This window comes from Streptomyces sp. NPDC014733, assembly GCF_043083385.1.
Lineage (GTDB): Bacteria > Actinomycetota > Actinomycetes > Streptomycetales > Streptomycetaceae > Streptomyces.
Map to the genome: position 1 here is coordinate 101,692 of NZ_JBIBYO010000005.1, position 22,917 is coordinate 124,608.

At 73.2% G+C, this 22,917-nt stretch carries 23 protein-coding genes and 1 tRNA gene; 14 read left to right on the top strand and 10 right to left on the bottom strand.

Annotation, left to right across the window (positions count from 1 at the left end):
* Window positions 1-308: 308 nt before the first annotated feature.
* The 6 genes from ACF1BH_RS14225 to ACF1BH_RS14250 all read left to right on the top strand — a co-directional run bounded on the left by ACF1BH_RS14225 (window position 309) and on the right by ACF1BH_RS14250 (window position 4,852).
* Complete coding sequence (locus ACF1BH_RS14225) at window positions 309-749, top strand: DUF3052 domain-containing protein (RefSeq protein ID WP_391642747.1); 441 nt, start codon at window positions 309-311, stop codon at window positions 747-749.
* A 146-nt stretch (window positions 750-895) separates the two neighbouring features.
* Window positions 896-1,354 carry a peroxiredoxin gene (locus tag ACF1BH_RS14230; protein ID WP_391642748.1) on the top strand — a complete coding sequence of 153 codons (459 nt, stop codon included), beginning with the start codon at window positions 896-898 and terminating at the stop codon, window positions 1,352-1,354.
* A gap of 161 nt (window positions 1,355-1,515) precedes the next feature.
* A complete protein-coding gene (locus tag ACF1BH_RS14235) occupies window positions 1,516-2,091 on the top strand; it encodes a TerD family protein (protein WP_391642749.1) in 576 nt (191 codons plus the stop codon).
* A 164-nt stretch (window positions 2,092-2,255) separates the two neighbouring features.
* Complete coding sequence (locus ACF1BH_RS14240; protein ID WP_391642750.1) at window positions 2,256-2,831, top strand: TerD family protein; 576 nt, start codon at window positions 2,256-2,258, stop codon at window positions 2,829-2,831.
* 53 nt (window positions 2,832-2,884) lie between these two features.
* Window positions 2,885-4,018: a DUF475 domain-containing protein gene (locus ACF1BH_RS14245; RefSeq protein WP_391642751.1), complete on the top strand. Its 1,134-nt coding sequence runs from the start codon at window positions 2,885-2,887 to the stop codon at window positions 4,016-4,018.
* A gap of 96 nt (window positions 4,019-4,114) precedes the next feature.
* Entirely contained in the window at window positions 4,115-4,852 is a 738-nt protein-coding gene (locus ACF1BH_RS14250; protein ID WP_391642752.1) for a Tellurium resistance, read from the top strand.
* Window positions 4,853-4,931: 79 nt separating this feature from the next.
* Here ACF1BH_RS14250 and ACF1BH_RS14255 read toward each other — a convergent pair whose 3' ends face one another.
* Window positions 4,932-5,945 carry a TerD family protein gene (locus ACF1BH_RS14255; RefSeq protein ID WP_391642753.1) on the bottom strand — a complete coding sequence of 338 codons (1,014 nt, stop codon included), beginning with the start codon at window positions 5,943-5,945 and terminating at the stop codon, window positions 4,932-4,934.
* A 195-nt stretch (window positions 5,946-6,140) separates the two neighbouring features.
* On the opposite strand from ACF1BH_RS14255, the gene ACF1BH_RS14260 reads away from it, so the two are divergent.
* The 3 genes from ACF1BH_RS14260 to ACF1BH_RS14270 all read left to right on the top strand — a co-directional run bounded on the left by ACF1BH_RS14260 (window position 6,141) and on the right by ACF1BH_RS14270 (window position 10,794).
* Complete coding sequence (locus ACF1BH_RS14260) at window positions 6,141-7,313, top strand: HpcH/HpaI aldolase/citrate lyase family protein (RefSeq protein WP_391642754.1); 1,173 nt, start codon at window positions 6,141-6,143, stop codon at window positions 7,311-7,313.
* A gap of 98 nt (window positions 7,314-7,411) precedes the next feature.
* Window positions 7,412-9,958, top strand: a complete 2,547-nt coding sequence (locus ACF1BH_RS14265) for a phosphoribosyltransferase (protein WP_391642755.1) — start codon at window positions 7,412-7,414, stop codon at window positions 9,956-9,958.
* Window positions 9,958-10,794: an HAD family hydrolase gene (locus ACF1BH_RS14270; RefSeq protein WP_391642756.1), complete on the top strand. Its 837-nt coding sequence runs from the start codon at window positions 9,958-9,960 to the stop codon at window positions 10,792-10,794. The genes ACF1BH_RS14265 and ACF1BH_RS14270 overlap by 1 nt, the downstream gene beginning before the upstream one ends.
* A 175-nt stretch (window positions 10,795-10,969) precedes the next feature.
* On the opposite strand, the gene ACF1BH_RS14275 is transcribed toward ACF1BH_RS14270, so the two are convergent.
* From ACF1BH_RS14275 to ACF1BH_RS14285, 3 genes are all read right to left on the bottom strand, one after another.
* Complete coding sequence (locus ACF1BH_RS14275; protein ID WP_391642757.1) at window positions 10,970-11,182, bottom strand: zinc ribbon domain-containing protein; 213 nt, start codon at window positions 11,180-11,182, stop codon at window positions 10,970-10,972.
* Between the two features lie 105 nt (window positions 11,183-11,287).
* Window positions 11,288-11,947, bottom strand: a complete 660-nt coding sequence (locus ACF1BH_RS14280) for a DUF4383 domain-containing protein (RefSeq protein WP_391642758.1) — start codon at window positions 11,945-11,947, stop codon at window positions 11,288-11,290.
* Between the two features lie 194 nt (window positions 11,948-12,141).
* Window positions 12,142-13,521, bottom strand: coding sequence for a hypothetical protein (locus ACF1BH_RS14285; RefSeq protein ID WP_391642759.1), 1,380 nt, complete (start codon window positions 13,519-13,521; stop codon window positions 12,142-12,144).
* 142 nt (window positions 13,522-13,663) lie between these two features.
* On the opposite strand from ACF1BH_RS14285, the gene ACF1BH_RS14290 reads away from it, so the two are divergent.
* From ACF1BH_RS14290 to ACF1BH_RS14305, 4 genes are all read left to right on the top strand, one after another.
* Window positions 13,664-13,735 (top strand) — tRNA-Val (locus tag ACF1BH_RS14290).
* A gap of 146 nt (window positions 13,736-13,881) precedes the next feature.
* On the top strand, window positions 13,882-14,154 hold the full coding sequence (locus ACF1BH_RS14295) for a hypothetical protein (RefSeq protein ID WP_391642760.1): 273 nt from the start codon (window positions 13,882-13,884) through the stop codon (window positions 14,152-14,154).
* A gap of 198 nt (window positions 14,155-14,352) precedes the next feature.
* The gene (locus ACF1BH_RS14300) at window positions 14,353-14,904 is read left to right on the top strand and encodes a DoxX family protein (protein WP_391642761.1); all 552 of its coding nucleotides are present in this window, start codon (window positions 14,353-14,355) and stop codon (window positions 14,902-14,904) included.
* 34 nt (window positions 14,905-14,938) lie between these two features.
* Window positions 14,939-15,439, top strand: coding sequence for a VOC family protein (locus ACF1BH_RS14305; RefSeq protein WP_391642762.1), 501 nt, complete (start codon window positions 14,939-14,941; stop codon window positions 15,437-15,439).
* A 20-nt stretch (window positions 15,440-15,459) separates the two neighbouring features.
* Here the strand turns inward: ACF1BH_RS14305 and ACF1BH_RS14310 are convergent, their stop codons facing one another.
* The 3 genes from ACF1BH_RS14310 to ACF1BH_RS14320 form a co-directional block, all read right to left on the bottom strand.
* The gene (locus ACF1BH_RS14310) at window positions 15,460-16,302 is read right to left on the bottom strand and encodes an alpha/beta fold hydrolase (protein ID WP_391642763.1); all 843 of its coding nucleotides are present in this window, start codon (window positions 16,300-16,302) and stop codon (window positions 15,460-15,462) included.
* Window positions 16,303-16,444: 142 nt separating this feature from the next.
* Window positions 16,445-17,104, bottom strand: a complete 660-nt coding sequence (locus ACF1BH_RS14315) for a nucleoside/nucleotide kinase family protein (protein WP_391642764.1) — start codon at window positions 17,102-17,104, stop codon at window positions 16,445-16,447.
* A 48-nt stretch (window positions 17,105-17,152) separates the two neighbouring features.
* Entirely contained in the window at window positions 17,153-18,313 is a 1,161-nt protein-coding gene (locus tag ACF1BH_RS14320; protein ID WP_391642765.1) for a methyltransferase, read from the bottom strand.
* Window positions 18,314-18,751: 438 nt separating this feature from the next.
* Between ACF1BH_RS14320 and ACF1BH_RS14325 the strand changes: the two genes are divergently transcribed.
* Window positions 18,752-19,681 (top strand): universal stress protein, encoded by a 930-nt coding sequence (locus ACF1BH_RS14325; protein ID WP_391642766.1) that lies wholly within the window; start codon window positions 18,752-18,754, stop codon window positions 19,679-19,681.
* A gap of 38 nt (window positions 19,682-19,719) precedes the next feature.
* Here ACF1BH_RS14325 and ACF1BH_RS14330 read toward each other — a convergent pair whose 3' ends face one another.
* The 3 genes from ACF1BH_RS14330 to ACF1BH_RS14340 all read right to left on the bottom strand — a co-directional run bounded on the left by ACF1BH_RS14330 (window position 19,720) and on the right by ACF1BH_RS14340 (window position 22,135).
* Window positions 19,720-20,358, bottom strand: a complete 639-nt coding sequence (locus ACF1BH_RS14330; RefSeq protein WP_391642767.1) for a DedA family protein — start codon at window positions 20,356-20,358, stop codon at window positions 19,720-19,722.
* Window positions 20,359-20,610: 252 nt separating this feature from the next.
* On the bottom strand, window positions 20,611-21,105 hold the full coding sequence (locus ACF1BH_RS14335; RefSeq protein ID WP_391642768.1) for a DoxX family protein: 495 nt from the start codon (window positions 21,103-21,105) through the stop codon (window positions 20,611-20,613).
* A 385-nt stretch (window positions 21,106-21,490) separates the two neighbouring features.
* Window positions 21,491-22,135, bottom strand: a complete 645-nt coding sequence (locus ACF1BH_RS14340) for an HNH endonuclease family protein (RefSeq protein ID WP_391642769.1) — start codon at window positions 22,133-22,135, stop codon at window positions 21,491-21,493.
* Between the last annotated feature and the right edge of the window lie 782 nt (window positions 22,136-22,917).

The following is a 22,917-nucleotide window of genomic DNA, read 5'->3' on the forward strand; positions in this document are numbered from 1 at the left end:
CATGTCGACAGAGGGTGACGTACTGAGGTACGGAATCCGCATGGGTGTCCGAGAGGCGGGTAGAACGTCTAGGTGGGATCGTCGAGACTGTCCACACCGCAAACCCGGCAGATCGTCGTGAGGTGCATCACTTCGGCCTGTCCGGATGGGGTCGCAGTTGCGGCGAGACGCCGCCAATCGTCACCGTTTAGGCGGTCTCCGCGGCCGGGTACTTGCGCGATCCGTCCCGCCCGTGTGGACTACGCCCAATGCTCCGCGCACGCGCGGAGCGTTCCAGAGCATTTCCGAAACACGACAGGAGGCAATCCGTGAGCGCGACCGCGGACCACGCGGAGGAGCGGACCAACCCTGCCGCCAGGCTGGGGTTCGAGCCCGGACAGGTGGTCCAGGAGATCGGCTACGACGACGATGTCGACCACGATCTCCGCGAAGGTATTGAGGCCGTTATCGGCCAGGACCTCGTCGACGAGGACTACGAGGACGTGGCGGATGCCGTCGCCCTGTGGTTCCGGGACGACGACGGCGACCTCACGGACGCGCTGGTGGATGCCATCGGCCTGATCGACGAGGGAGGCGTCGTGTGGTTGCTGACGCCCAAGACCGGGCGCGAGGGCTACATCGAGCCGAGCGACATCAATGAGGCCGCGCAGACCGCGGGTCTGTCCCAGACCAAGAGCATCAGCGCGGGCAAGGACTGGACCGGCAGCCGACTGGTCACGCCGAAGGCGGCCAAGTCCGGCAAGCGCTGAGCCGCCCCTCCCCGCTGCGTTCCCGAGCCCCCTCCGGATCCGTCCGGAGGGGGCTCGGTGTCGTCCGGGGACGGTCTCCGGGGCGCGCGGGCGGGCGCGTAGGGTTGGGCCGATATCTGTTGAACGTGAGCGAAGGGATGGACCCCATGGCGATCGAGGTCGGCACGAAGGCTCCGGATTTCGAGCTGAAGAACCAGCACGGCGAGCTGGTCACGCTCTCCCAGTTCCGTGGTGAGAAGGCCGTTGTCCTCCTCTTCTACCCCTTCGCCTTCACCGGCGTCTGCACCGGCGAGCTGTGCGCGCTCCGCGACGAGCTGCCCCAGTTCGTCAACGACGACGTCCAGCTGCTGGCCGTCTCCAACGACTCCCCGTTCTCGCTGCGCGTCTTCGCCGAGCAGGAGGGCCTGGAGTACCCGCTGCTGTCGGACTTCTGGCCGCACGGCGAGGCGTCGCGCGCCTACGGCGTCTTCGACGAGGAGAAGGGCTGCGCGGTGCGCGGCACCTTCGTCATCGACAAGGAGGGCGTGGTGCGCTGGTCGATCGTCAACGGCCTGCCCGACGCCCGCGACCTGAACGACTACGTCAAGGCGCTCGAAGCCCTCTGAGCGACGCCCTGGGTGGCGCCGGTTCCCGCCGCAGCCGACATTCGCCGGTGATATCTGCGATCGGCGGGAACCGGTCACTAGGATCGATTCGTTGATCCGATGCCATGCACGATGGGGGCGCAAAAAATCTTGACGTACCCCTCGAACCTATGGGAGGACTCGTGGGAGTCAGCCTCAGCAAGGGCGGCAACGTCTCGCTGACGAAGGAAGCCCCCAATCTCACCGCCGTACTCGTCGGCCTGGGCTGGGACGCGCGTACCACCACCGGTACGGACTTCGACCTGGACGCCAGCGCTCTGCTGACGAACGACCAGGGCAAGGTGGGCAGCGACCAGAACTTCGTGTTCTTCAACAACCTGAAGAGCCCCGACGGTTCGGTCGAGCACACCGGCGACAACACCACCGGTGAGGGCGAGGGCGACGACGAGGCCATCAAGGTCAACCTCGCCGGTGTCCCCGCCGATGTCGCGAAGATCGTCTTCCCGGTGTCGATCTACGACGCCGAGACCCGCCAGCAGAGCTTCGGCCAGGTCCGCAACGCGTACATCCGCGTCGTCAACCAGGCCGACGGCAACGAGCTGGCGCGCTACGACCTCAGCGAGGACGCCTCGACCGAGACCGCCATGGTCTTCGGCGAGCTGTACCGCAACGGCGCGGAGTGGAAGTTCCGTGCCATCGGCCAGGGGTACGCCTCCGGGCTGCGCGGCATCGCGCAGGACTTCGGCGTCAACGTCTGACCGCTCGCGGACCCGCGCTCCCTGGGTGCGCGGTCCGCGACACCGCTCGACCACGTGCGGCGCCGTACGCCCCGCAAGGGGGTGCGGCGCCGCACGCGCGCAACAGGGGCGGCGGCCCAGGGCGCGCCGCGGCCCGTCACGACACCGGGGAGGATCCGAACACCATGAGCGTCACACTCGCCAAGGGAGGCAATGTCTCCCTGTCCAAGGCCGCGCCGGACCTCACGCAGATCATGGTCGGTCTCGGCTGGGACGCACGGTCCACCACAGGGGCCCCCTTCGACCTCGACGCCAGCGCGCTGCTGTGCGCCGACGGCCGGGTGCTGGGCGACGAGTACTTCGTCTTCTACAACAACCTCAAGAGCCCCGAGGGCTCCGTCGAACACACCGGCGACAACCTCACCGGTGAGGGCGAGGGCGACGACGAGTCGATCCTGGTCGACCTCACCGGCGTGCCCGACGGGGTCGACAAGATCGTCTTTCCGGTGTCGATCCATGAGGCGGATCTGCGCGGTCAGAGCTTCGGCCAGGTCAGCAACGCGTTCATCCGCATCGTGAATCAGGCGGACGGCAGCGAACTCGCGCGCTACGACCTGAGCGAGGACGCCTCCGCCGAAACGGCGATGATCTTCGGTGAGGTGTACCGCTACCACGGCGAATGGAAGTTCCGCGCGGTGGGACAGGGGTACGCGTCGGGTCTGCGGGGCATCGCTCTAGACTTCGGGGTCAACGTTTCGTAAAGGCACCACGCCGTACGCGCGGGGGCCCGCAGAGCTAGGGAAATGGGTAGGCAGTGCTCCTGAAAACCTTTGGCTGGTCGTTCGCCGTCACGGTGGTCGGCCTCGCCGTGGCCGGCGTGCTCTGGGGGTGGCAGGGCCTCGCGATCGTCGGGATTCTCTCCATCCTGGAGATCTCGCTGTCGTTCGACAACGCGGTCATCAACGCGGGCATCCTGCGCAAGATGAACGCCTTCTGGCAGAAGATCTTCCTGACCTTCGGCATTCTGATCGCGGTCTTCGGTATGCGGCTGGTGTTCCCGGTCGTCATCGTGGCGATCACCGCGAAACTCGGGCCGATCGAAGCGGTCAATCTCGCCATCAACGACAAGGCGCATTACCAGGAGCTGGTCACCGCCGCCCATCCGGCCATTGCGGCCTTCGGTGGTGTCTTCCTGCTGATGATCTTCCTCGAATTCCTCTTCGAGGAGCGGGAGCACAAGTGGCTCGCCTGGATCGAGAGGCCGATGGCCCGCCTGGGCAAGCTCGAAACCCTCTCCGTGATCGTCGCGCTGGTCGTGCTGCTGGTGGCCGCGGTGACGGTCGCCACCGACGTCGCGCACGGCGGCGGTGACAAGACCGCCACGGTCCTGCTCTCCGGCGTCGCCGGTCTGATCACCTACCTCGTCGTCGGCGGTATCTCCGGCTACTTCGAGGACAAGCTGGAGGACGAGGAAGACGAAGGCGCCGACGAGGAGGGCGGCGCGGCGCCCGCGAAGAAGGGCAGCGGCGCCGTCGTGGGCCTGGCCGGCAAGGCCGCGTTCTTCATGTTCCTCTACCTGGAGGTCATCGACGCGTCGTTCTCCTTCGACGGCGTCATCGGTGCGTTCGCCATCACCAACGACATCTTCGAGATGGCGCTGGGTCTGGGCATCGGCGCGATGTACATCAGGTCGCTGACGGTCTTCCTGGTCCGCAAGGGCACCCTCGACGACTACGTCTACCTGGAGCACGGCGCGCACTACGCGATCGGCGCGCTCGCCGTCATCCTCATCGCCACCATCAAGTACGAGATCCCCGAGGTCGTCACCGGTCTCATCGGCATCGTGCTGATCGGGCTGTCCTTCTGGTCCTCGGTGGTGAAGAACCGTCGCGAGGCCGGCCCCGGCGACGGCGCCGAGCCGAAGGCCGAAGTATCCTCCGGCGTGTGACGCCGGCCTGATTGAGGAACGCTCTCAGCGGGGCGGCCACGGGGTGCGGACCTCGGGCCGCCCCGTTGTCATCGGTCCGAGCAGTGGGGTGGGCAAGTGTCGTTCCTCGGGAACCTCTGGCGCGGCGGCGCGCCGGCGTTCGACAACGGCGGCGGGTCGTACGTCGTCGAGCTGACGAAGCGGAAACAGGTGGTCTCGCTCAGCAAGCAGGGCGCGGACCACGGCCATATGCGGGTCAATCTGCACTGGCAGATGCGGACCACGGATCTGGGGGAGCGGAACACCCGGAGCCTGCGCACCCTGCTGCGGCACCCGAGCCGGATCTTCACACCCGAGGTGGTGCAGTCACAGGGCCCGGCGGTCGTCCAGATCGACCTCGATCTGGCCTGCATGTACGAGCTGAAGGATGGCACCAAGGGTGTGGTGCAGCCGCTCGGCGATTTCCTCGGCGAGCTGAATTCCCCGCCGTATGTGCAGCTCAGCGGCGACGACCGGTTCGGTTCGGGGTCCGGCGAGACGCTGTACATCAACTTGGACCAGAGCGATGAGATCAAGCGGCTGCTGATCTTCGTCTACATCTACGACGGCACGCCCGCCTTCGACCGTACGCACGCGGTGGTCACGCTCTTCCCGACCACCGGGCCGCGGGTGGAGATCCCGCTCAACGAGCGGGCGCCGCAGGCCCGGTCCTGCGCGATCTTCACGCTGGAGAACACCAAGGGCGAGCTGACGGTGCGCCGCGAGGTGAAGTACGTCTACGGCTTCCAGGCGGAGCTGGACCGGCTCTACGGCTGGGGACTCCAGTGGGGCCGGGGATACAAGTCCAGGGCGTGAGCCCGGCCCCGTCCGCCCGCCGTCCGCCGCGCCCCGGGGCGCGCCTCCGCCGTGGGGCCCGGCCCGGGGCGCGCCCCGCTCAGCGCCGCTGGAACTGCGGCCCCTGGGGCGGCAGTACGAACGTCGGCTCCGGCACGGGCGGTTGCTGCGGGTAGCCGTACGCCGGTGGCTGCTGCGGGTACGGCTGCTGGGGCGGCGGGCCCGGGTAGCCGTAGGCGGGCTGGGCCGGAGGCTGGGCGGGCGGCGGGGGGACGTGCTGCGGATAGCCGTAGCCGCCGGTCGCCGGGGAGCTCTGCGGCGGGGCGAGGGGGAAGGCGTCGGGGAGTTGGCCCGGCTCCGGGACGTGCTGGGTCGCGGCGTCCGGGTCGGACACCGGGTGACCGCCGCCCGGCGCGGCGACCGGCGGGGCGGCCGCCTCCTCGGGCCAGGCGGACGGCGGCGGGACCACCGGGGCGTCGGTGCCGCCCACCGCCGGGGGGCTGTCCGGGCGCGGCGGTGCGGCGGGCCGCGGGGCCGGTGCGGCGGACGGTTCGGGGGTGTGGCCCTCGGCGTCCTCCTCGACCGAGATGCCGAACTCCGTGGCCAGACCGAGCAGCCCGCTGTCGTACCCCTGTCCCAGGGCGCGGAACTTCCAGCCGCCGGCGCGGCGGTACAGCTCGCCGCAGATCAGGGCCGTCTCGTCGCCGGTGTCGGGCGCGATGTCGAAGAGCAGCAGCGGTTCGCCGTCGCCGCCCGCCGCGTCGTACAGCAGGACCCGCAGGTCCGGTACGTGTCCGAAGGTGCCGCCGTCGGCGGAGGCGGTGAGGACGATGCGGTCGACGGAGGCGTCGAGCGTGGTGAGGTCCGCCTCCAGGCTGTCGGTCAGGCTCTCGCCGACCGGGGCCTTGGCCAGGTGACGGACGCCGCAGCCGGGGTGCTGCGGCTGGTTGTAGAAGACGAAGTCCGCGTCGGAGCGCACGCGTCCGTCGGGGCCGACCACCAGCGCCGAGGCGTCGACGTCCGGGACGCCGGCGCCGGGTGTCCACCGCAGGACGGCACGTACGGCCGTGGTGTCCACGGGTACGTTCGACCCTTTCAGCATGGCGTGCGTCATAGCGCAATCCTGCCTTCTGCGAGGCCGGGCGGACAACGCGGGGCCCTGGCCTGCGGGTGCGCGGGACGGGCGTACCGGGGCGATTTCCCGCCCGAGGGAACTTTCCGTCACCCCCCGCACGTACGATTATCGGCTGGATCCAGAGGTCATGACGCAGCGGGTATGCCCGGTTCGCGCCTGTATACGGGGAGTTGTATGCGGCATTTTGGGCATCTTGGGCCCGACATCCGGAAGAAGTTGTTCCATCGGGAGCCGGTGGAGTTCACCGCCGCCTCGTCCGCCCGCACCCTCGCGACCGCGCTCGGCGCCACCCTCTACAGCCCCGCCACCCGGCCCCGGCTCGCCGACGACATCCGCAAACAGTCCGGGCGGGGCGTCGTCTCGATGGTCCTCTGCCTGGAGGACTCCATCAGCGACGCCGAGGTGGTGGCCGGCGAGACCAATCTCGTCCGGCAGTTCGCCCTGCTAGACGAGGCGGCCGAGGGCGGCGCCGACCTCCCCCTCCTCTTCATCCGCGTCCGCACCCCCGAGCAGATAGCCGACCTCGCGCGGCGGATGGGGCCCGCGGTGCGCCGCCTCTCCGGCTTCGTGGTGCCGAAGTTCACCGCGGAGCGCGGCGCCGCGTTCCTGGAGACGCTGCGCGCCACCGAAGACGCCTGCGGGCAGCGGCTCTTCGCGATGCCGGTCCTGGAGTCCCCGCAACTGCTCCACCTGGAGAGCCGCCGCGCCACGCTCGCCGGGATCGCCGCCGCCGTCGACGCCCACCGCGACCGCGTCCTCGCGCTGCGCCTGGGCGTCACCGACTTCTGCTCCGCGTACGGACTGCGCCGCGCGCCGGACATGACCGCCTACGACGTCCAGATCGTCGCCTCCGTCATCGCCGACGTGGTCAACGTGCTGGGCCGGGCCGACGGCAGCGGGTTCACCGTGACCGGGCCGGTGTGGGAGTACTTCCGGCTGCACGAGCGGATGTTCAAACCGCAGCTGCGCCAGAGCCCGTTCCGGGGCCGCGCCGAGGAGCTGCGGACGGCGCTGATCGCACACGACATGGACGGCCTGCTGCGCGAGATCGAACTCGACCGCGCCAACGGCCTGCTGGGCAAGACCTGCATCCACCCCTCGCACGTCGCGCCGGTGCACGCCCTCTCGGTCGTCAGCCACGAGGAGTTCAGCGACGCCGCCGACATCCTGCGGCCCGAGCGCGGCGACGGCGGCGTCCTGCGCTCCGCGTACACCAACAAGATGAACGAGGTGAAGCCGCACCGCGCCTGGGCGGAGCGCACGCTGCTGCGCGCCGAGGCGTTCGGGGTGGCCCGCGAGGGCGTCGGCTTCGTGGAGCTGCTCACCGCGAGCGTGCCGCAGGACTGACCGCGGCGGACGGAACACACGACGGGCGGCGCGACCGCCCCCGCGGGCCCGGCACGGCGCCCGCACCCACAGAGTTGTCGACGGAGGAGAAGAAGCGCGTGGTGTGGACGGGAGAATGGGTCGCCCGGCGGCTCGGGGTCTCGCTGAGCGGTGGGGACCGGCTGCCCGGGCTGCTGGGGCTGGCGCTGCGGCGCAACCCCAAACGGGCCCATCTGCTCGTCTCGCATGTGCTCGGCAAGCATGTGCCGCAGCGGCCCGGAGTGGTGCACGGCGTCGGCGTGGGGCTCGGCCGCCGGGTCCGCGCGCTGCTCGGCGACGACGCGGCGTCCCGCGCGGTGGTCCTCGGGTACGCCGAGACGGCCACCGGACTCGGCCACTCCGTCGCCGACGGGCTGGGCCTCGCGCCCTATCTGCACTCCACCCGACGCCCGGTGGCGGGCGTCGCCCCCGCCGGCGGCTTCGAGGAGGAGCACTCCCACGCCACCTCCCATCTGCTGCTGCCCGAGGACCCCGCGCTGCTCGCGGGCGACGGCCCGCTGGTCCTCGTCGACGACGAGTTCTCCACCGGCCGCACGGTCCTGAACACCATCAAGGCGCTGCACGCCCGCTTCCCCCGGCAGCGATACGTCGTCGTCGCCCTCGTCGACATGCGCTCCGAGGGCGACCGCCGCCACCTGGAGAAGTTCGCCGCCGACCTGGGCGCCCGCGTCGACCTCCTCGCGCTCGCCGCCGGCGGCGTACGGCTGCCCGCCGACGTCCTGCGCCGCGGCCAGGAGCTGGTCGCCGCCCACGACGTCCCGGAGGAGGCACCGCCCGGCGAGGCGCGGAACGCCGCCGTCCGGGTCGAGCTGGCCTGGCCCGACGGCCTGCCGGACGGCGGCCGCCACGGCTTCACCCCCGCCCACCGCGCCCGGCTGGACGCGGCGCTGCCCGCCATGGCCGACCGGCTCCGCGACCATCTCGCCGGCGCCCGCCGCGTCCTCGTCCTCGGCAACGAGGAGCTGATGTACGCCCCGCTGCGGCTGGCCCACGCCCTCGACGCACGGCTCGGCGCCCCCGGCGGCTTCGGCGCGCTGGACGCCGAACGCGCCGCCGAGACCTGGGCCGCGGGCGGCGCCGACGCCGGTGACGGGCCCGCGGTGTTCTTCTCCACCACCACCCGCTCCCCGGTCCTCGCCGTCGACGACCCCGGCTACGCCCTCCGCACCCGCCTCACCTTCCCCGCCCACGACGACCCGGCCGACGGCCCCGGCCCGCGCCACGCCTACAACGTCGCGCCCGGCGCGGACCCGGCCCGCCGCTTCGACGCGATCGTCGCCGTCGTCGACTCGGCCGGCGACACGCCCCGGCTCCACGCCCCCGGCGGCCTGCTGGACCGGCTCGCCGCCCACACCGACCGGCTGCTCCTCGCGGTCGTCCCCGCCCACACCCCGCGGCCCGCCGCGGGCCCCGTACCGCACCGACAGGCCCCGCCCGTGTCCCTTCCCGAGCCGCTGCGCGGCCCCGCGTTCTCCTCGTACGCCCCGGAGGAGGTCGGCTGGCTGCTCCAGGACCTGTCCGCGGTGACGCTGGAGGCGCCGACCGAGGAGCGCGAGGAGGCCATCCAGAGCGGCGGCGCGCACTACGCGGAGTCGCTGCCCGTCGAGTACCAGCCGTCCCAGCGGTACCAGGAGCTGTTCCACGCCGCGCTGGAGACCTCCGCCGCCCGGATCGCCCGCGCCGTCGGCGCCGTCACCGAGACCGTTCTCGCCGAACTCCCGCGCCGCCGCGGCCGGCTGACGGGCCCGCCGCCCCGGCCGGTGCTGGTCTCGCTGGCCCGCGCGGGGACACCGGTCGGCGTGCTGATGCGCCGCTGGGCGCAGCACGCCCACGGCCTGGACCTGCCGCACTACGCCGTCTCCATCGTCCGCGGCCGCGGCATCGACACCACCGCGCTGCGCTGGCTCGCCGCCCACCACGACCCGGCCGACGTCGTCTTCGTCGACGGCTGGACGGGCAAGGGCGCCATCACCCGCGAACTCACCGCCGCCCTCGCGGAGTTCCCCGGCTTCGACCCGCGTATCGCGGTCCTCGCCGACCCGGGCGGCTGCGTCGGCACCTACGGCACCCGCGACGACTTCCTCATCCCGTCCGCCTGCCTCAACTCCACCGTCTCCGGCCTGATCTCCCGCACCGTCCTCCGCGACGACCTGGTGGGTCCGGACGACTTCCACGGCGCGAAGTTCTACCGCGAACTGGCCGGCGCCGACCTCTCCGGCACCTTCCTCGACGCGGTCACCGCCCGCTTCGCCGAGGTCACGGACGCCGTCACCGCCGACGCCGCCCGCCTGGCCGCCGAGGACCGCAGCCCCACCTGGGCGGGGTGGGCCGCCGTCGAGCGGATCAGCGAGGAGTACGGCATCGACGACATCAACCTCGTCAAGCCCGGCGTGGGGGAGACCACCCGGGTGCTGCTGCGCCGGGTCCCCTGGAAGATCCTCGCCCGCCGCGGCGCCGGACCCGACCTCGACCACGTCCGTCTGCTCGCCGAGGAGCGCGGCGTCCCCGTCGAGGAGGTCGGCGAACTCCCCTACGCCTGCGTCGGGTTGATCCACCCGCGCTACACCCGCGGCGCGACCGGCGCCGACGGACGGGCGGTGGCCTGATGACGCGCACCCTCGTCGCCAGCGACCTCGACCGCACCCTGATCTACTCGGCGGCGGCCATGGACCTCACCATGCCGGACGCCGAGGCGCCCCGGCTGCTCTGCGTCGAGGTCTACGAGCGGCGGCCGCTCTCCTTCCTGACGGAGACCGCGGCGGCGCTCCTCACCGACCTGGCCGCCCGGGCGCTCTTCGTCCCGGCCACCACCCGCACCCGCGAGCAGTACCTGCGCGTCCATCTGCCCGGCCCGCCGCCGCGGTTCGCGGTCTGCGCCAACGGCGGCCATCTGCTGGTGGACGGGGTGCCGGACCGCGACTGGCAGCGCACCGTCGCCGCCCGCCTCGCCGAGGGCTGCGCACCGCTCGACGAGGTCCACACCCATCTGGTCCGCGCCGCCGACCCCGGCTGGCTGCTCAGGGCGCGGACCGCCGAGGACCTCTTCAGCTACCTCGTCGTGGACCGGGCGCTGCTGCCCGACGGCTGGATCGAGACGCTGACCGCCTGGGCGGACGCCCGCGGCTGGTCCGTCTCACTCCAGGGCCGCAAGGTCTACGCGGTGCCGAAGCCGCTGACCAAGAGCGCGGCGGTCGCGGAGGTCCGCCGCCGGACCGGCGCCACCGAGGTCCTCGCGGCGGGGGATTCCCTCCTCGACGCCGACCTCCTCCTCGCCGCGGACCGCGCCTGGCGCCCCGGCCACGGCGAACTGGCCGCCACCGACTGGCACGCCCCGCAGGTCACCGCCCTGACCGAACGCGGCGCCGCCGCGGGCGAACGCATCCTCCGCGCCTTCCACGAGGCGGTACGGGAGGGGGACGGCGCGCTGGGCACGCCGGTGTGACGGTGCGGCCCGGCGCCGCGGGGCGGTTCGGGGCCGGTGGCGTCGAAGCAGGTCAGCGGCAGATACGGTAGGAGGTGAAGACCTCCGGGCGTGGTGTGTTCCTGGACAGCTCCATCACACCGGGGGTCTTCTTCCGTACCCGCGTCCGGCCGCCGTGCCGCGGCGGGCGCGGGGCTCAGCCGCAGCAGCCGCCCCCGCAGCAGCCGCCGCCCCCGCCACCGGCGGGCGCGGGCGCCGGGGCGGAACCGGCGACGGCGACGGTCGAGAGCAGCTTGACGGTGTCCTCGTGCCCGGCCGGACAGACGGCGGGCGCGGCGGACTCGGCCATCGGCCGGCTCAGCTCGAAGGTGGAACCACAGGGACGGCACCGGTACTCGTAACGAGGCATGGCGACAGATTACGGGCTCGCCGGCGGCGGCCGGCCGCGGCTCCGTCCGGCACGGGACGCCGCCGGGCGTCCACCCGGCGGCGTTCGGCTCGTGCGGCCCGGCGATCAGGCCCCGGCCCGGCCGGTCTCCGGCTCCTCGCCCTTCCGCAGCTGCTCCACCGCCGCCTGCCGGGCGGCCGTGGGGCCCGGAGCGGGCGTCGGCCGGTGGGCCGCCTCGGGGTGCCGGGCGCGCCAGTACGGGTTGTCGTGCGACAGCCCGCCGCTGACCCGCCCGTACATGCCGAAGACCACCAGCAGCAGGCCGACCACGAAGCTGAACAGCACGTTCTGGATCTTGAACGCGAGGAAGTTCGCGTCGGTCTGCAGCAGCGCCAGGTTGGCGAAGCCGCTCAGCAGGAACAGCACACCCAGCACGATGTTGAGCGTCGAGGCGAAGTTGCCGCCGATGACCATCCCGCCGAAGAGCACCACGCCCACGACGATCGACAGCACGCTCAGCGCGCCGTTGGTGTTCAGCCCGGCGACCGTCGCGCCACCGGTGTCGAAGAACCCGATCTTGTCGAGCAGACCGAGAATCCCGAACGCGACCAGGACCAGACCCATCAGCCCCGCGCCGATCCGGTAGACCTTGCTGAGCCGGTGGTCGATCGGCAGATGCTCGTCGAGTCGCGTGTGGCGCAGTTTGCCCCCGCGGAACAGATTCGAGGGCCCGTGCAGACCGTGCGGTCCGACCTTCGTGGTCCCGGTGGCCCCGGTGGTAGCCATCTCCGGCCTCCCTTGCGCAGTACGTGCCGCCTGGGCTGTGTCGCTTTCCAGCATCCGCCAGGGGATCGGGTCACGCCAATGCGCCACTGCGGGGGACGGGACGGGGAGGGTGGGGTACGGGCGGCGGCACGGGGCGCCCGGGCCGGAGGGCGAGCCCGGCCGCCGGCGCCCAGGGCTCCCGCGGCCACCCCCGCTCAGCCCCCGGCCCCGCCCCGCTCCTCGCGGATCTCGCGGACCACCCGGGCGGCGGTCTCGCGTACCGCCTCCGTCTCGGTCAGGAAGTGCCACCAGTCGGGGTGGCGGCCCTCCAGACCGTCGACCGCGCGGTCCAGCCGGGCGACCGCGTCGTCCAGCGGGCGCGCATGGCGGGGGTCGGGCGTACTGCGGCCGGTCATCGCCAGCCGCTGGGCGTCGCGGACCGCGAACCGCGTCCGGTCGACCTCCTGCTGCCGGTCGAAGGAGACCGCATCGAGCCGCCGCAACCGGTCACCCGCCGCCGACACCGCGTCGTTCGTGGTGTCCAGCAGCGCCCGGACCGTCGCCAACCGGCTCGTCGCATCCGCCCACCGCTGCTCGTCCCGCGCCTGCTGGGCCTCGCGCAGCTTCGTCTCGGCCTGCGCCACGGAGTCCGCCGCCTGCTCGGGAACGCGCTGGAGGTCCTGCCAGCACGCCGCGCTGTACCGCCGCCGCAACTCGCTCAGCACCGGATCGACCTGCCCGGCACGCGTCGAGATCGCCTGTGCGCGGGTACGCAGCGACACCAGCCGCTTGTCGATCTCCGCCGCCCGCTCCGGCAGCCGCTCGGCCTCCGCCCGCACCTCCTCGGCCTGCCGCAGCACCTCGTCGGCGCGCCGGATCGTCTCCTGCACGCCGTGCCGTCCCGCGCCCTCGTTGAGCTTGGTCAGCTCCGGCGCGAGCGCCGCCAGCCGGGCCGCCAGTCCATCGGCCTTCAGCCCCTTGGCGCGTACGGCGTCCAGCGCGTTGCTCGCCGCGAGCAGCGCCTGCCGGGCCCGCTCCACGGCGGGCGCCAGCCGCGCCAGCTGCGTCTCCGCCGCCGCCAGCAGCGGGCCCAGCCCCTGCCCGAAACGGTCCAGATCCGCCTTGGTGCGCTCCAGCTCCTCCCGGGCCCGCGTCAGATCGGCCCGGGCCCGCCCGGCGGCCGCACCGTCCAGATCGTCGCGGTCCAGGTCATGGGCGTCGACGGCGGTGATGTACCCCTGGCTGACCTCGTCGATCCGCCGGATGAACCCCTGGTACTCCTCGGCCGCCCGGCCCGCCCGCGGAGAGTTGTCGACCGCGGTGATCGTCTCGATCGAGATCCGCAGATCCCGCTGCGCGGTGTCCAGCTCGTAGAACGCCGCCGCGGCCGCGTCCTTCGCCGCCTGCGCCTCGGCCCGCTGCCCGTCCCCGCGCCCGAACCACCGCCGCGTACCGCCCCCGGCGAACGCCGCGGGAGCCACCGCGACCAGCAGCGGCAGCGGCAGCAACAGCAACCCCACCGCCTCCCGCAACGGCCCCCCACGGGCCCGACGGCGTGCTCGCTGCTCGTACGGCTGCGTGTCTGTCGCCGTCACATCCCTCTCCCGATCGGATCGCCCCGGAACCGGCTGCCATTCTCCCACCCGGGAGAAACGAACACACCGACCGGTAAGTTCGCGATATGCCCGCTGGCTTGCAGTTCGGCCCGTACGGCAAGGTAGTCTGTCGCCTCGACCAGGGCGCATAGCTCAGCGGTAGAGCGCTGCTCTTACAAAGCAGATGTCGGCGGTTCGAATCCGTCTGTGCCCACCGGTCCGAAGGCCCCCCGCCGATTGTGGCGGGGGGCCTTCGGCGTTCAGGGTGGTGTCGGTTCCGGGGTGGGCCCGGGTGCGGGAGTGCAGGGGGCGGGGATGTCAGGGGACGGGCGGCGGTACGGGGCGTTCAAGGTGTTTGCGGTGCGGGTCGCGCGGGCCGTGTTGCCGTACGGGCGGGACGGGCGGCGGAGCTCGATCTGGTCGTGGGATGCCCGTGGGCTCTTCATGGTGGCGCTCGGGGGGCCGGTCATGGTCGGGAACGCCGTGGCGCCCGGGCTGGACCGGGTGTGGTGGCAGCGGGCGCACTTCGGGGTCGGGGGCCTCGTCTTTGTCGTGATCGCCGTGCTGACCCTGGTCGGCGGGTGGGGCTTGGCGTCCCGCAAGGAGTGGGCCGCCGCGACGCGCCCTGACTGACGCCGTGACCTCATCCCCCCGAAGGCCCCCTGCGAGCACCACGCAGGGGGCCTTCCGCGTAGGCGCCCCTCGCCCGTCCGCCAGGTCGTTTGTCCCCGAAAGCCCTGCTGTGTATCGTCGAAGCCAATGACTTGAAGTTTCAAGTAAGTCGATTCAAGCAGATCTTCCCCGTGTCCCCGTCCGAAAGAGCGGATCATCATGACCACCCCCCTCGGAACCGTCCCGACGGCGCGCGCCGGTGCGCCGGAACATCCCGACTCGTCCCCGCACGGCTACGCCGCGGGCCTGCTCGTGCTGCGGCTGGTCATCGGTTTGACGATGGCCGCGCACGGGGCGCAGAAGCTGTTCGGCTGGTTCGACGGGCCGGGGCTGGACGGCACCGGGCAGTTCTTCACGATGAGCGGCTACCCGGCCGGACACACCATGGCCGTGGTCGCCGGGCTCAGTGAGGTGCTGGGCGGGCTCGGGCTGGTCGTGGGGGTCTGCACACCGCTGGCCGCCGCCGCCGTCGTGGGCACGATGATCAACGCGCTGGCCGTCAAGTGGGGCGGCGGCTTCTTCGCGCCCAAGGGCGTCGAGTACGAGCTCCTGCTGACCCTCGGGGCGGCCGCCCTCGCGCTGACCGGACCCGGGCGCTACGCCCTCGACCGCTGGGTTCCCGTCCTGCGTGCGCACCGGCTGCGGTACGGCGCCCTGGCGCTGATCCTGGGTGTGGTGGTCGCCGGAATCGTGCTGCTGGTGCGCAACTGACGTTGCCGCCGGTGCGGAGAGGAAGGTGGTTCCGGTGGCGGTGCGCCGGCTGAACCATGCGGTGCTGTACGTACGGGACGTCGCGGCGTCCGTGGCGTTCTACGAGGAGGTCCTGGGCCTCGCGTCGGTCGACGAGGTGCCCGGCCGGTTGGCGTTCCTCCGGGCGGCGGGGTCCTTGAACGATCACGACCTGGGACTGTTCGCCGTGGGGGCGGACGCGCCGGGGCCCGAGGCCGGGCGGGTGGGGCTGTACCACCTGGCCTGGGAGGTCGGCACGCTCCGGGAGCTGGTCGCTACCCGGGAGCTGCTGGCCGCGCGCGGTGCGCTGGTCGGCGAGAGCGATCACCTGGTGTCGAAGTCGCTGTACGCCAAGGACCCGGACGGCAACGAGTTCGAGGTCATGTGGCGGGTGCCCCGCGAGGACTGGCCGGGTCCGGACGAACCGGACCGGCTGCGCCCGCTCGACCTCGCCGCCGCGCTGGCCCGCTGGGGGCCGGACCGGGAGACCGGCGCGGGCGCCGGCCAGACCACCTGAGCCGCCCGGGCGGCGCCCGCTCAGCGGCTCAGGGACGAGAGGAAGTCGTGGAGGGCGTGGTCGAAGTGGGCCACGTTCTCCAGGTTGACCATGTGTCCGGCGCCGGGGATCCGCACCCGGCGCGCGCCCGGGACCGCGAGGGTGAGGGCGTGGGCGTTGGCGGAGATGTCGCGGCTGTCGAGGTCGCCGTCGAGGACGAGGGTGGGGACGCGCAGCTCGCCGAGGCGCTCGGCGGCGCCCGCCTCCAGCGGCATCCCGGTGCCCTCGGCGTGCACCTCGACATTGGCCTCGGCGGCGGCGCGCAGCCGCTCGCGCAGACCGGGGTGGACCGCTTCCGGAGCCCGGTGCGGGCCGTCGACCCAGGCGCGCAGAAAGTGTTCGACGTACCGCTCGACGCCGTCCTCCTCGCCGCTCGCGGCGGCCTGTTCCCGCAGGTGGCCGAGGAGGAACGGGTCGGTGAAGGGGCGTCCGCTGATGCCCGGTGAGGCGAGCGCCAGCGCCGCGACGCGGTCGGGGTGGACCAGCGCCGCGTCGAGGGCCACCCGGGAGCCGTGGGAGAGGCCGACCAGGACGGCGCGCTCCACCGCGAGCGCGTCGAGCAGCGCCCGCAGGTCGTCGTGGTGGGCGAAGTCGCCGGTCGCCGTCGCGGAGAGACCGTGGCCCCGCAGGTCGTACCGGATCACGCGGAGGCCGGAGTTGACGAGCCAGACGAACTGCTCGTCCCACATGCGCTGGTCGAGCAGCGCGCCGTGCAGCAGCACCACGGCGGGGCCGGTGCCGGCGGCTTCGTAGAACAGCTCGCCGTCGTCGATCGGCACCGTGCCGTTCTCGACGTCGCTCCATGCGGTGATGCCCTGGGTCATGCTCCGTCCGTCCTTCGTGAACCGTGTCGTACGAGGTGGGGGGCGGGCGGTGCGCCTGCTCCCTCCGGGGCAACGTCCGGATCGTCCGCGGAGTGCCGGGGATCTCCCGCCCGCGGTCCGCCCGGTCGCCGGGCCGCTCCGGTCAGGCGTCGCCGGACGGCCGCGGTGCCGTGCCGGGCGCGAACGTCACGACGAGGTCGGCGCGTTCGCGGCCGGCCGCCACCAGGCGGGCGTTGGCCTCGTCCGAGGTGCGGACGAAGCGCTCGGCCGCCTCGCGCGCGGTGCCGTACCGCTCATGACGCGCGATCAGCCGCCGCACCCGTTCCGCACCGGCCAGCTCGACGTACCAGACCTCGTCCAGCAGCGCGCGGGCGCGCCGCCACGGAGGTGTGTCCAGCAGGAGGTAGTTGCCCTCGGTGAGGACCAGCGGGACCTCGGGCGGTACGGGGAGCGCGCCGGCCACCGGGTCCTCGATGCGGCGGTCGAACTCCGGGGCGTAGACGACCGATCCGGGGACGGGGTGGCGCAGCCGCTCCAGCAGGGCGGTGTAGCCGTCCGGGTCGAAGGTGTCCGGGGCGCCCTTGCGGCTCAGCCGGCCCAGGCGGCGCAGTTCGGCGGTGGCGAGGTGGAACCCGTCCATCGGGACCAGCGCCGCCTGCCCGGCCAGCCGGTCCACCAGATGGGCGGCGAGCGTCGACTTCCCGGCACCGGGCGGCCCCGCGATGCCGAGCAGCCGCCGGTGGCCGGGCGTCGCGGTGGCGGCGAGCCGGCGGGCGCGCGTCAGGAGATGCTGAGGGTCCATGGTGACTCCATGGTGCCCGAGGGGCCCGGCTCACCCCAGGGCGCGCCCTCAGACCCCGTCGGCCCGTGCCGTCAACCGCCACAACGACGTGACCTCCGCCGACCGCGCCGCGTGCAGCGGGTCGGAGGCGTCGCGCGCCCGGGGATGGCGCGGGGCGATGTCATGACGCCCGACGACGGTCAGCCCGGCCGCGTCGAAGGCCGCCAGCAACTCCGCGCGTGGGCGCAGGCCGAGGTGTTCCGCCAGGTCGGAGAGGATCAGCCAGCCCTCACCGCCCGGCGTCAGATGGTCCGCCAGGCCGTTGAGGAAGCCGCGCAGCATACGGCTGCCGGGGTCGTACACGGCGTACTCGACCGGGGCGGACGGTTTCGCGGGGACCCAGGGCGGGTTGCAGACCACCAGCGGGGCGCGCCCCTCGGGGAAGAGGTCGGCCTCGACGATCTCGACCCGGTCCGCGACGCCCAGCCGCGCGGTGTTCTCCCGGGCGCAGGCGAGCGCGCGCGGGTCCTGGTCCGTGGCGACGACCCGGCGCACGCCCCGGCGGGCCAGCACCGTGGCGAGGACGCCCGTACCGGTGCCGATGTCGAAGGCCAGCTCCGTGGCGGGCAGCGGCGCCTCGGCCACCAGGTCGACGTACTCGCCCCGGGCCGGGGAGAAGACGCCGTAGTACGGGTGGATGCGGTCGCCGCCCAGCGCCGGGATCTCGACGCCCTTGCGGCGCCACTCGTACGCCCCGACGAGGCCGAGGAGTTCACGGAGCGAGACCACCGAGGCGGTGGCGCCGGGAGCGGCGGACCCGGAGGGCTGCCCGTACGCCTGGGCGCACGCCGCGCGGACGTCGGGGGCGCGGGGCAGCGGCACCGCCAGCTCCGCGTCGAGGGGGACGAGCAGCATGCCCAGGATGCGGGCGCGCTGGTTCTGCGCCGCGCGGTGGCGGTGGAAGGCGAGCGCGGGATCGGTGGGCGGCGCCTTGCGCGGACGGCGGTCGATCCGGCGGGCCAGCGCGGCCAGCATCTGCCGGGCGTTGTGGAAATCGCCGCGCCACAGGAGCGCGGTGCCCTCGCAGACCAGCTTGTAGGCGGCGTCCGCCTTCATCCGGTCGTCCGCGATCACGACGCGCCCGGGCGGCGGCGCGCCGCTCTCGGAGCGCCAAGCGGCGGTACGGGCCTCGTCGGCCTCGGTCCATGCGACGACCGGCGGTGCGTTCACCTGAATGTGCCTCGTGTGGATGGTGCGGACCCCGGCCGGCCGCCGCGGGGCGGGGCTCCGCCCGGGGTGCCGGGCCGCCCTCGGCGTGCGCGGGCACGGGGGCGGAGCGGCGGGATGGTGACGGCCGACTCTACCCGGTGCCGGACGGCCGCACCGGTGCGCGCGGCCCGTCGTCCGAGGTCCGGGCGCCGGGGGCGGCAGGGACGGGACCTTCGTCCCGTGCCGGGCGGCATTCACCGGGGCAGGATGAGAGCAGCGGTAAAGGGGCGAAGGGCGTGGGAGGTGTTCAACCATCGCAGGGCGGGCTTTTCCGTATGGGTGCGCCGGGGAGTGGGCTTCTCCGGAGCGCGCCGCGAGCGGTGCCGGACACCGGTCTCCCGCCCGGCGTTCGACGGGCTCCCGCCCGTGAGAGAACCCCACAGATCCAAGGAGAGTCGCATGGAGGGCAACCTTCCGGTCATCGTCGCGGTGGACGGATCCGCCGACAGTGAGCGGGCGCTGCGCTGGGGCAGGGAGGCGGCGCGGTTGCGGGCGGCGCCGCTGCACGTGGTCCACGTATGGCCGTACGCCACGGCCGAGCGGGCCGCCGCCGGGCAGGCGGGCGGTGACCCCGTGCTGGCACGGTTGCGCGACGAGTGGGAGGCGGCGGAAGGGGAGCCGGATCCGGTGTTCCGCAGCATCGGCGGACTGCCCGACAGCGCCCTGCCCGCCTTGGGGGCCGAGGCCCGGATGCTGGTGCTCGGCTCGCGCGGACGCGGTGGCTTCGCCAGCCTGCTGCTCGGCTCCAACGGTCTCGCCGTCGCAGGTCAGGCGGCCTGCCCGGTCGTCATCGTGCCCCGCCCGGACCGCGGCGGCGGACGGCGCGCGGACGGTGAACGGCTCGGGCTCGGCGCTCCGCAGATCACCCTCGGCGTGGACGCGGAGGAGGACGAGCCCGGCGCGATCGGCTTCGCCTTCGCCGAGGCCGACCGCCGCGGCGCCCGCCTGCGCGTCATCTCCGGCTACACCTGGCCGCTCCTGATGCCGCCGGCCTTCGAGTACCTCGCCGCCTACGAGGCCACCCAGCAGGAGTACGAGGACGCCCTCGCCGACCAGCTGACGAAGGTGCTCGACCCGTACCGCCGGCACCACCCGGAGGTCGCGGTGGAGGTGGAGCTGCGCGGCGCCGACGCGGCGGGGATGCTGGTGGACGCCTCGCTGGAGAGCGATCTGGTGGTCGTCGCCCGCCACCGCCGCCGGTTGCCGCTCGGGCGGCGGCTCGGCTCGGTGGCACACGCGGTGCTGCTGCACGCGCTCTGCCCGATCGCCGTCGTACCGGGGCGGACGACGGCCGCCACGGGGGAGCCGGAGGCGGGGACCGGCGCGTGACGGAGCGGTGAGGGTGTCCGCCGCGGCGGGGGCCGGGGTCAGGCCGAGGTGCGGCGTTCCGGACGGCGCATCAGGAACGCCGCGGCCGATCCGGCGAGGACGAGGGCGCAGACGGAGAGCACGGTGCTCATCCAGGAGGCGCCCAGCCACTGCCCGCCGAAGTAGCCGAGGCTGACGCTGTACCCGGCCCAGGCCAGGCCCGCCAGCGCGGACCAGGGCAGGAACTCGCGGACCGTACGGTGGGCCACCCCGGCGCCCAGGCTGACCACCGAGCGGCCGGCGGGCGCGAAGCGGGCCAGGACGACGATGGCGCCGCCGCCCCGGGTGAGGGCGGTGCCGAGGCGCTGCTGGGCGGCGGTCAGGCGGCGGGAGCGGCCGATCGCGCGGTCGAAGCGGTCGCCGCCGCGCCAGGCGAGCCGGTAGGCGACCATGTCGCCGAAGACGGAGGCGGTCGCGGCGCACAGCACCAGCCCGAACAGCTCCGGCAGCGGGGTGCCGCCGTCCACGGTGGCGCCGACCGCGCCCGCGGCGGTACGGGTGCCCGCCGCCGCGGTGGCCGCGGCGATCACCAGGACGCCGCTGGGCAGGAACGGCACGAACACGTCGAGCACGATCGAGAGGCTCACCAGGGCGTACACCCAGGGGGTGCCACTGACGGGCCCCAGGCTTTCCAACAACGTGCCACTCCCGGTCCGAACCCCGCCGCGACGTCGCATGGGGCGGCAGGGGCGGCACTACGGCTATACAGCGTACGCCTGGAATGCGGCGGCTTTTGTCCCAGGGGGACAGATGTTGTTCGTTTCACGTTCGCCCGGGGGATTCGGTCCCCGTGCCCGGACGGCGTACGGCGCCCCCGGAGCGGGTCCCGGGAGGCGCCGTACGGGGCGGCCGGGGGCGCGGGCCGTGAGCGGACGGCCCGCGCCCCCGGGTCAGACGGCCGCCCCCGGGGTGTTTGCCCGCGGTGCGCGGTCGCCGAAGAAGAGCCGGTCGAGCGACCAGGTGCCGGGGCCGAGGAAGAGGATCAGCAGGAACGCCCAGCAGAACATCACGGACGGCTCGCCGCCGTTCTGTATCGGCCACAGCGCGCTGCCCTGGTGGACGGAGAAGTACGCGTACGCCATCGAGCCGGAGCTGACGAAGGCGGCGGCGCGGGTGCCGAGGCCCAGCAGGACCAGCAGGCCGCCGGCGAACTGGATGACGGCCGCGTACCAGCCGGGCCAGGAGCCCGCCGGGATGGTCGCGCCCTGGCCCATCGCACCGCCGAGCACGCCGAAGAGCGACGCCGCCCCGTGGCAGGCGAAGAGCAGGCCGACGACGATCCGGAAGAGCGCGAGGACGTGCGGGGTGTACCGCGTGGTCAGCGGCGCCGATGCGGTATCGGTGCCGGTATGGCGGACGGTGGGCGGATTGAGCGGAGCAGACATGTGGGGACTCCTACGGTTTCGGAGGGGACGTACAACCGATGGAGGCATAGGTTAGGGATGCCTAATAGTGCTTGCAACTTCAATCTCTAACCAAAGGTCGGCCTGGCCGAAACGATTGGTCTGAACCAATCATCCGCGCGGGGCCCGACGCGTCAACGGTCCCGACGTCAGCAAATCCGCACACCGCCCCCGCCGGGCTCCCTGTGTCCCCGACTGCCCCCGTATGTCCCGGCGCCCGGCGCCGCGGCGCGGCCCCCGCGCCGGATTCCGGACATGCGAAAGCCCGCCTCCTGGAGCGGACTCCGGGAGGCGGGCGGTGATCGAGGGGGTGTCCCGGGGTGTCGGTCAGGCCGCCGGTGCGCCGGGCCGACGCTCGTCCGGCGGCTCAGCAGCCGTCGAGGAGCTCCTTCAGCTTGGCCTTCTCCGCCGAGTCCGCCGTCAGCTCGTACGTGTGCTTCACCCAGATCCACATCCGCGCGTACTCGCAGCGGTACGAGGTCTTCGGCGGCAGCCAGTTGGCCGGGTCCTTGTCGCCCTTGGACCGGTTGGAACTGCTGCTGACGGCGACGAGCTGGGAGTGGGTCAGGTCGTTGGCGAAGTCCTGGCGGTGCGCCGTCGTCCAGGCGGAGGCGCCCGACTTCCACGCCTCGGACAGCGGCACGACGTGGTCGATGTCGAAGTCGGACGCGTTGGTCGTCTTGACGTCGTCGTACGGCGAGACCCAGGTGCCGCTGACCGCCGCGCACTTGTCGTCCGCCTTGACGTCGGTGCCGTCGCGCTTGAGCACCACCTCGCGGGTGTTGCAGGCGCCCTCCTGGGTGATCCAGTGCGGGAACTTGTCGCGGCTGTAGCCGTCGGACGAACCCTCGGGCTGCTCCTTGATCTCGGAGAGGTAGGTGCGGGCGGTGGCCGCGCTCGGCGGGCTCGGCGGCGCCGCCTCGGCGGTGGTGCCGGTCAGCGCCACCGTGCCGACGAGCGCGAGGACCGTGCCCGCGGCGACCGTCAGGCGACGCGCGTAGACCTTTGGCATCGAAACTCCCTTGACGTGGGGGGAAGTTGGAAGCGGGTGGGCCCATGCTGGCGGCCTGGGGTGGCCGGTGGACGGGCGCCAGGTAACAGAGTGACGACATGTTCACGTCACTTCAAGGGCTTGACGCGGCGCCATCTTCGTGTCGGAGCACGGGGGTTGGGACGCTCCCGCGCACGCGCCCCCTGTCCGGCGCGCGTACCGTCGCCGGTCAGCGGCGGTCCGGGAGCCGCCTCGCGGAGACTCCGGTCGTCGCCGCGGTCGGGGCGGACCGCGCGTCCGGTGGTCCGGGCGCGTGCCGCCGCCGCGCCCGGAGCGCGTGCCGCCGCCCCGGGCGTCGCGGTGGCCGGGGCGGGGGAGGGCTGCCGTGGCTGCCGGGATCTCTCGTGCGGATGTTCGTCGCGACGAGGCGGGGTCGGCACGGGCCCGGCGCGTGGGATTGGTCACGCCGCCCGGTGTGCCGTCCGGAGGGCGGCGGGCGCGTCCGGCCCGGCGGGGTGCGGCGGTTCACGCCGGTGGCGGTGGAGAGCGCGGGGCGTCGTGTTCCCGGAGCCGTTCGCGCGCGGCCCGGCCGACCCCGTACCCTTGGCCGGAGCAGAAGGGGAGTAGCTCTTCGCCGGACCGTCGACATACTGCCCGCCCTCGTGGCGGGCCGGCGCCCGGAGGCTCGCGACCGCCGGATCCCGGCGCCCGCGGGCCAGCGAGACCTTCGGCCGCAGTGTCCTGACGCTGCCGTGCCGAAGCGACCCCGGATACGGGCCCCTCGGCGCGGCCCGACCGAACGA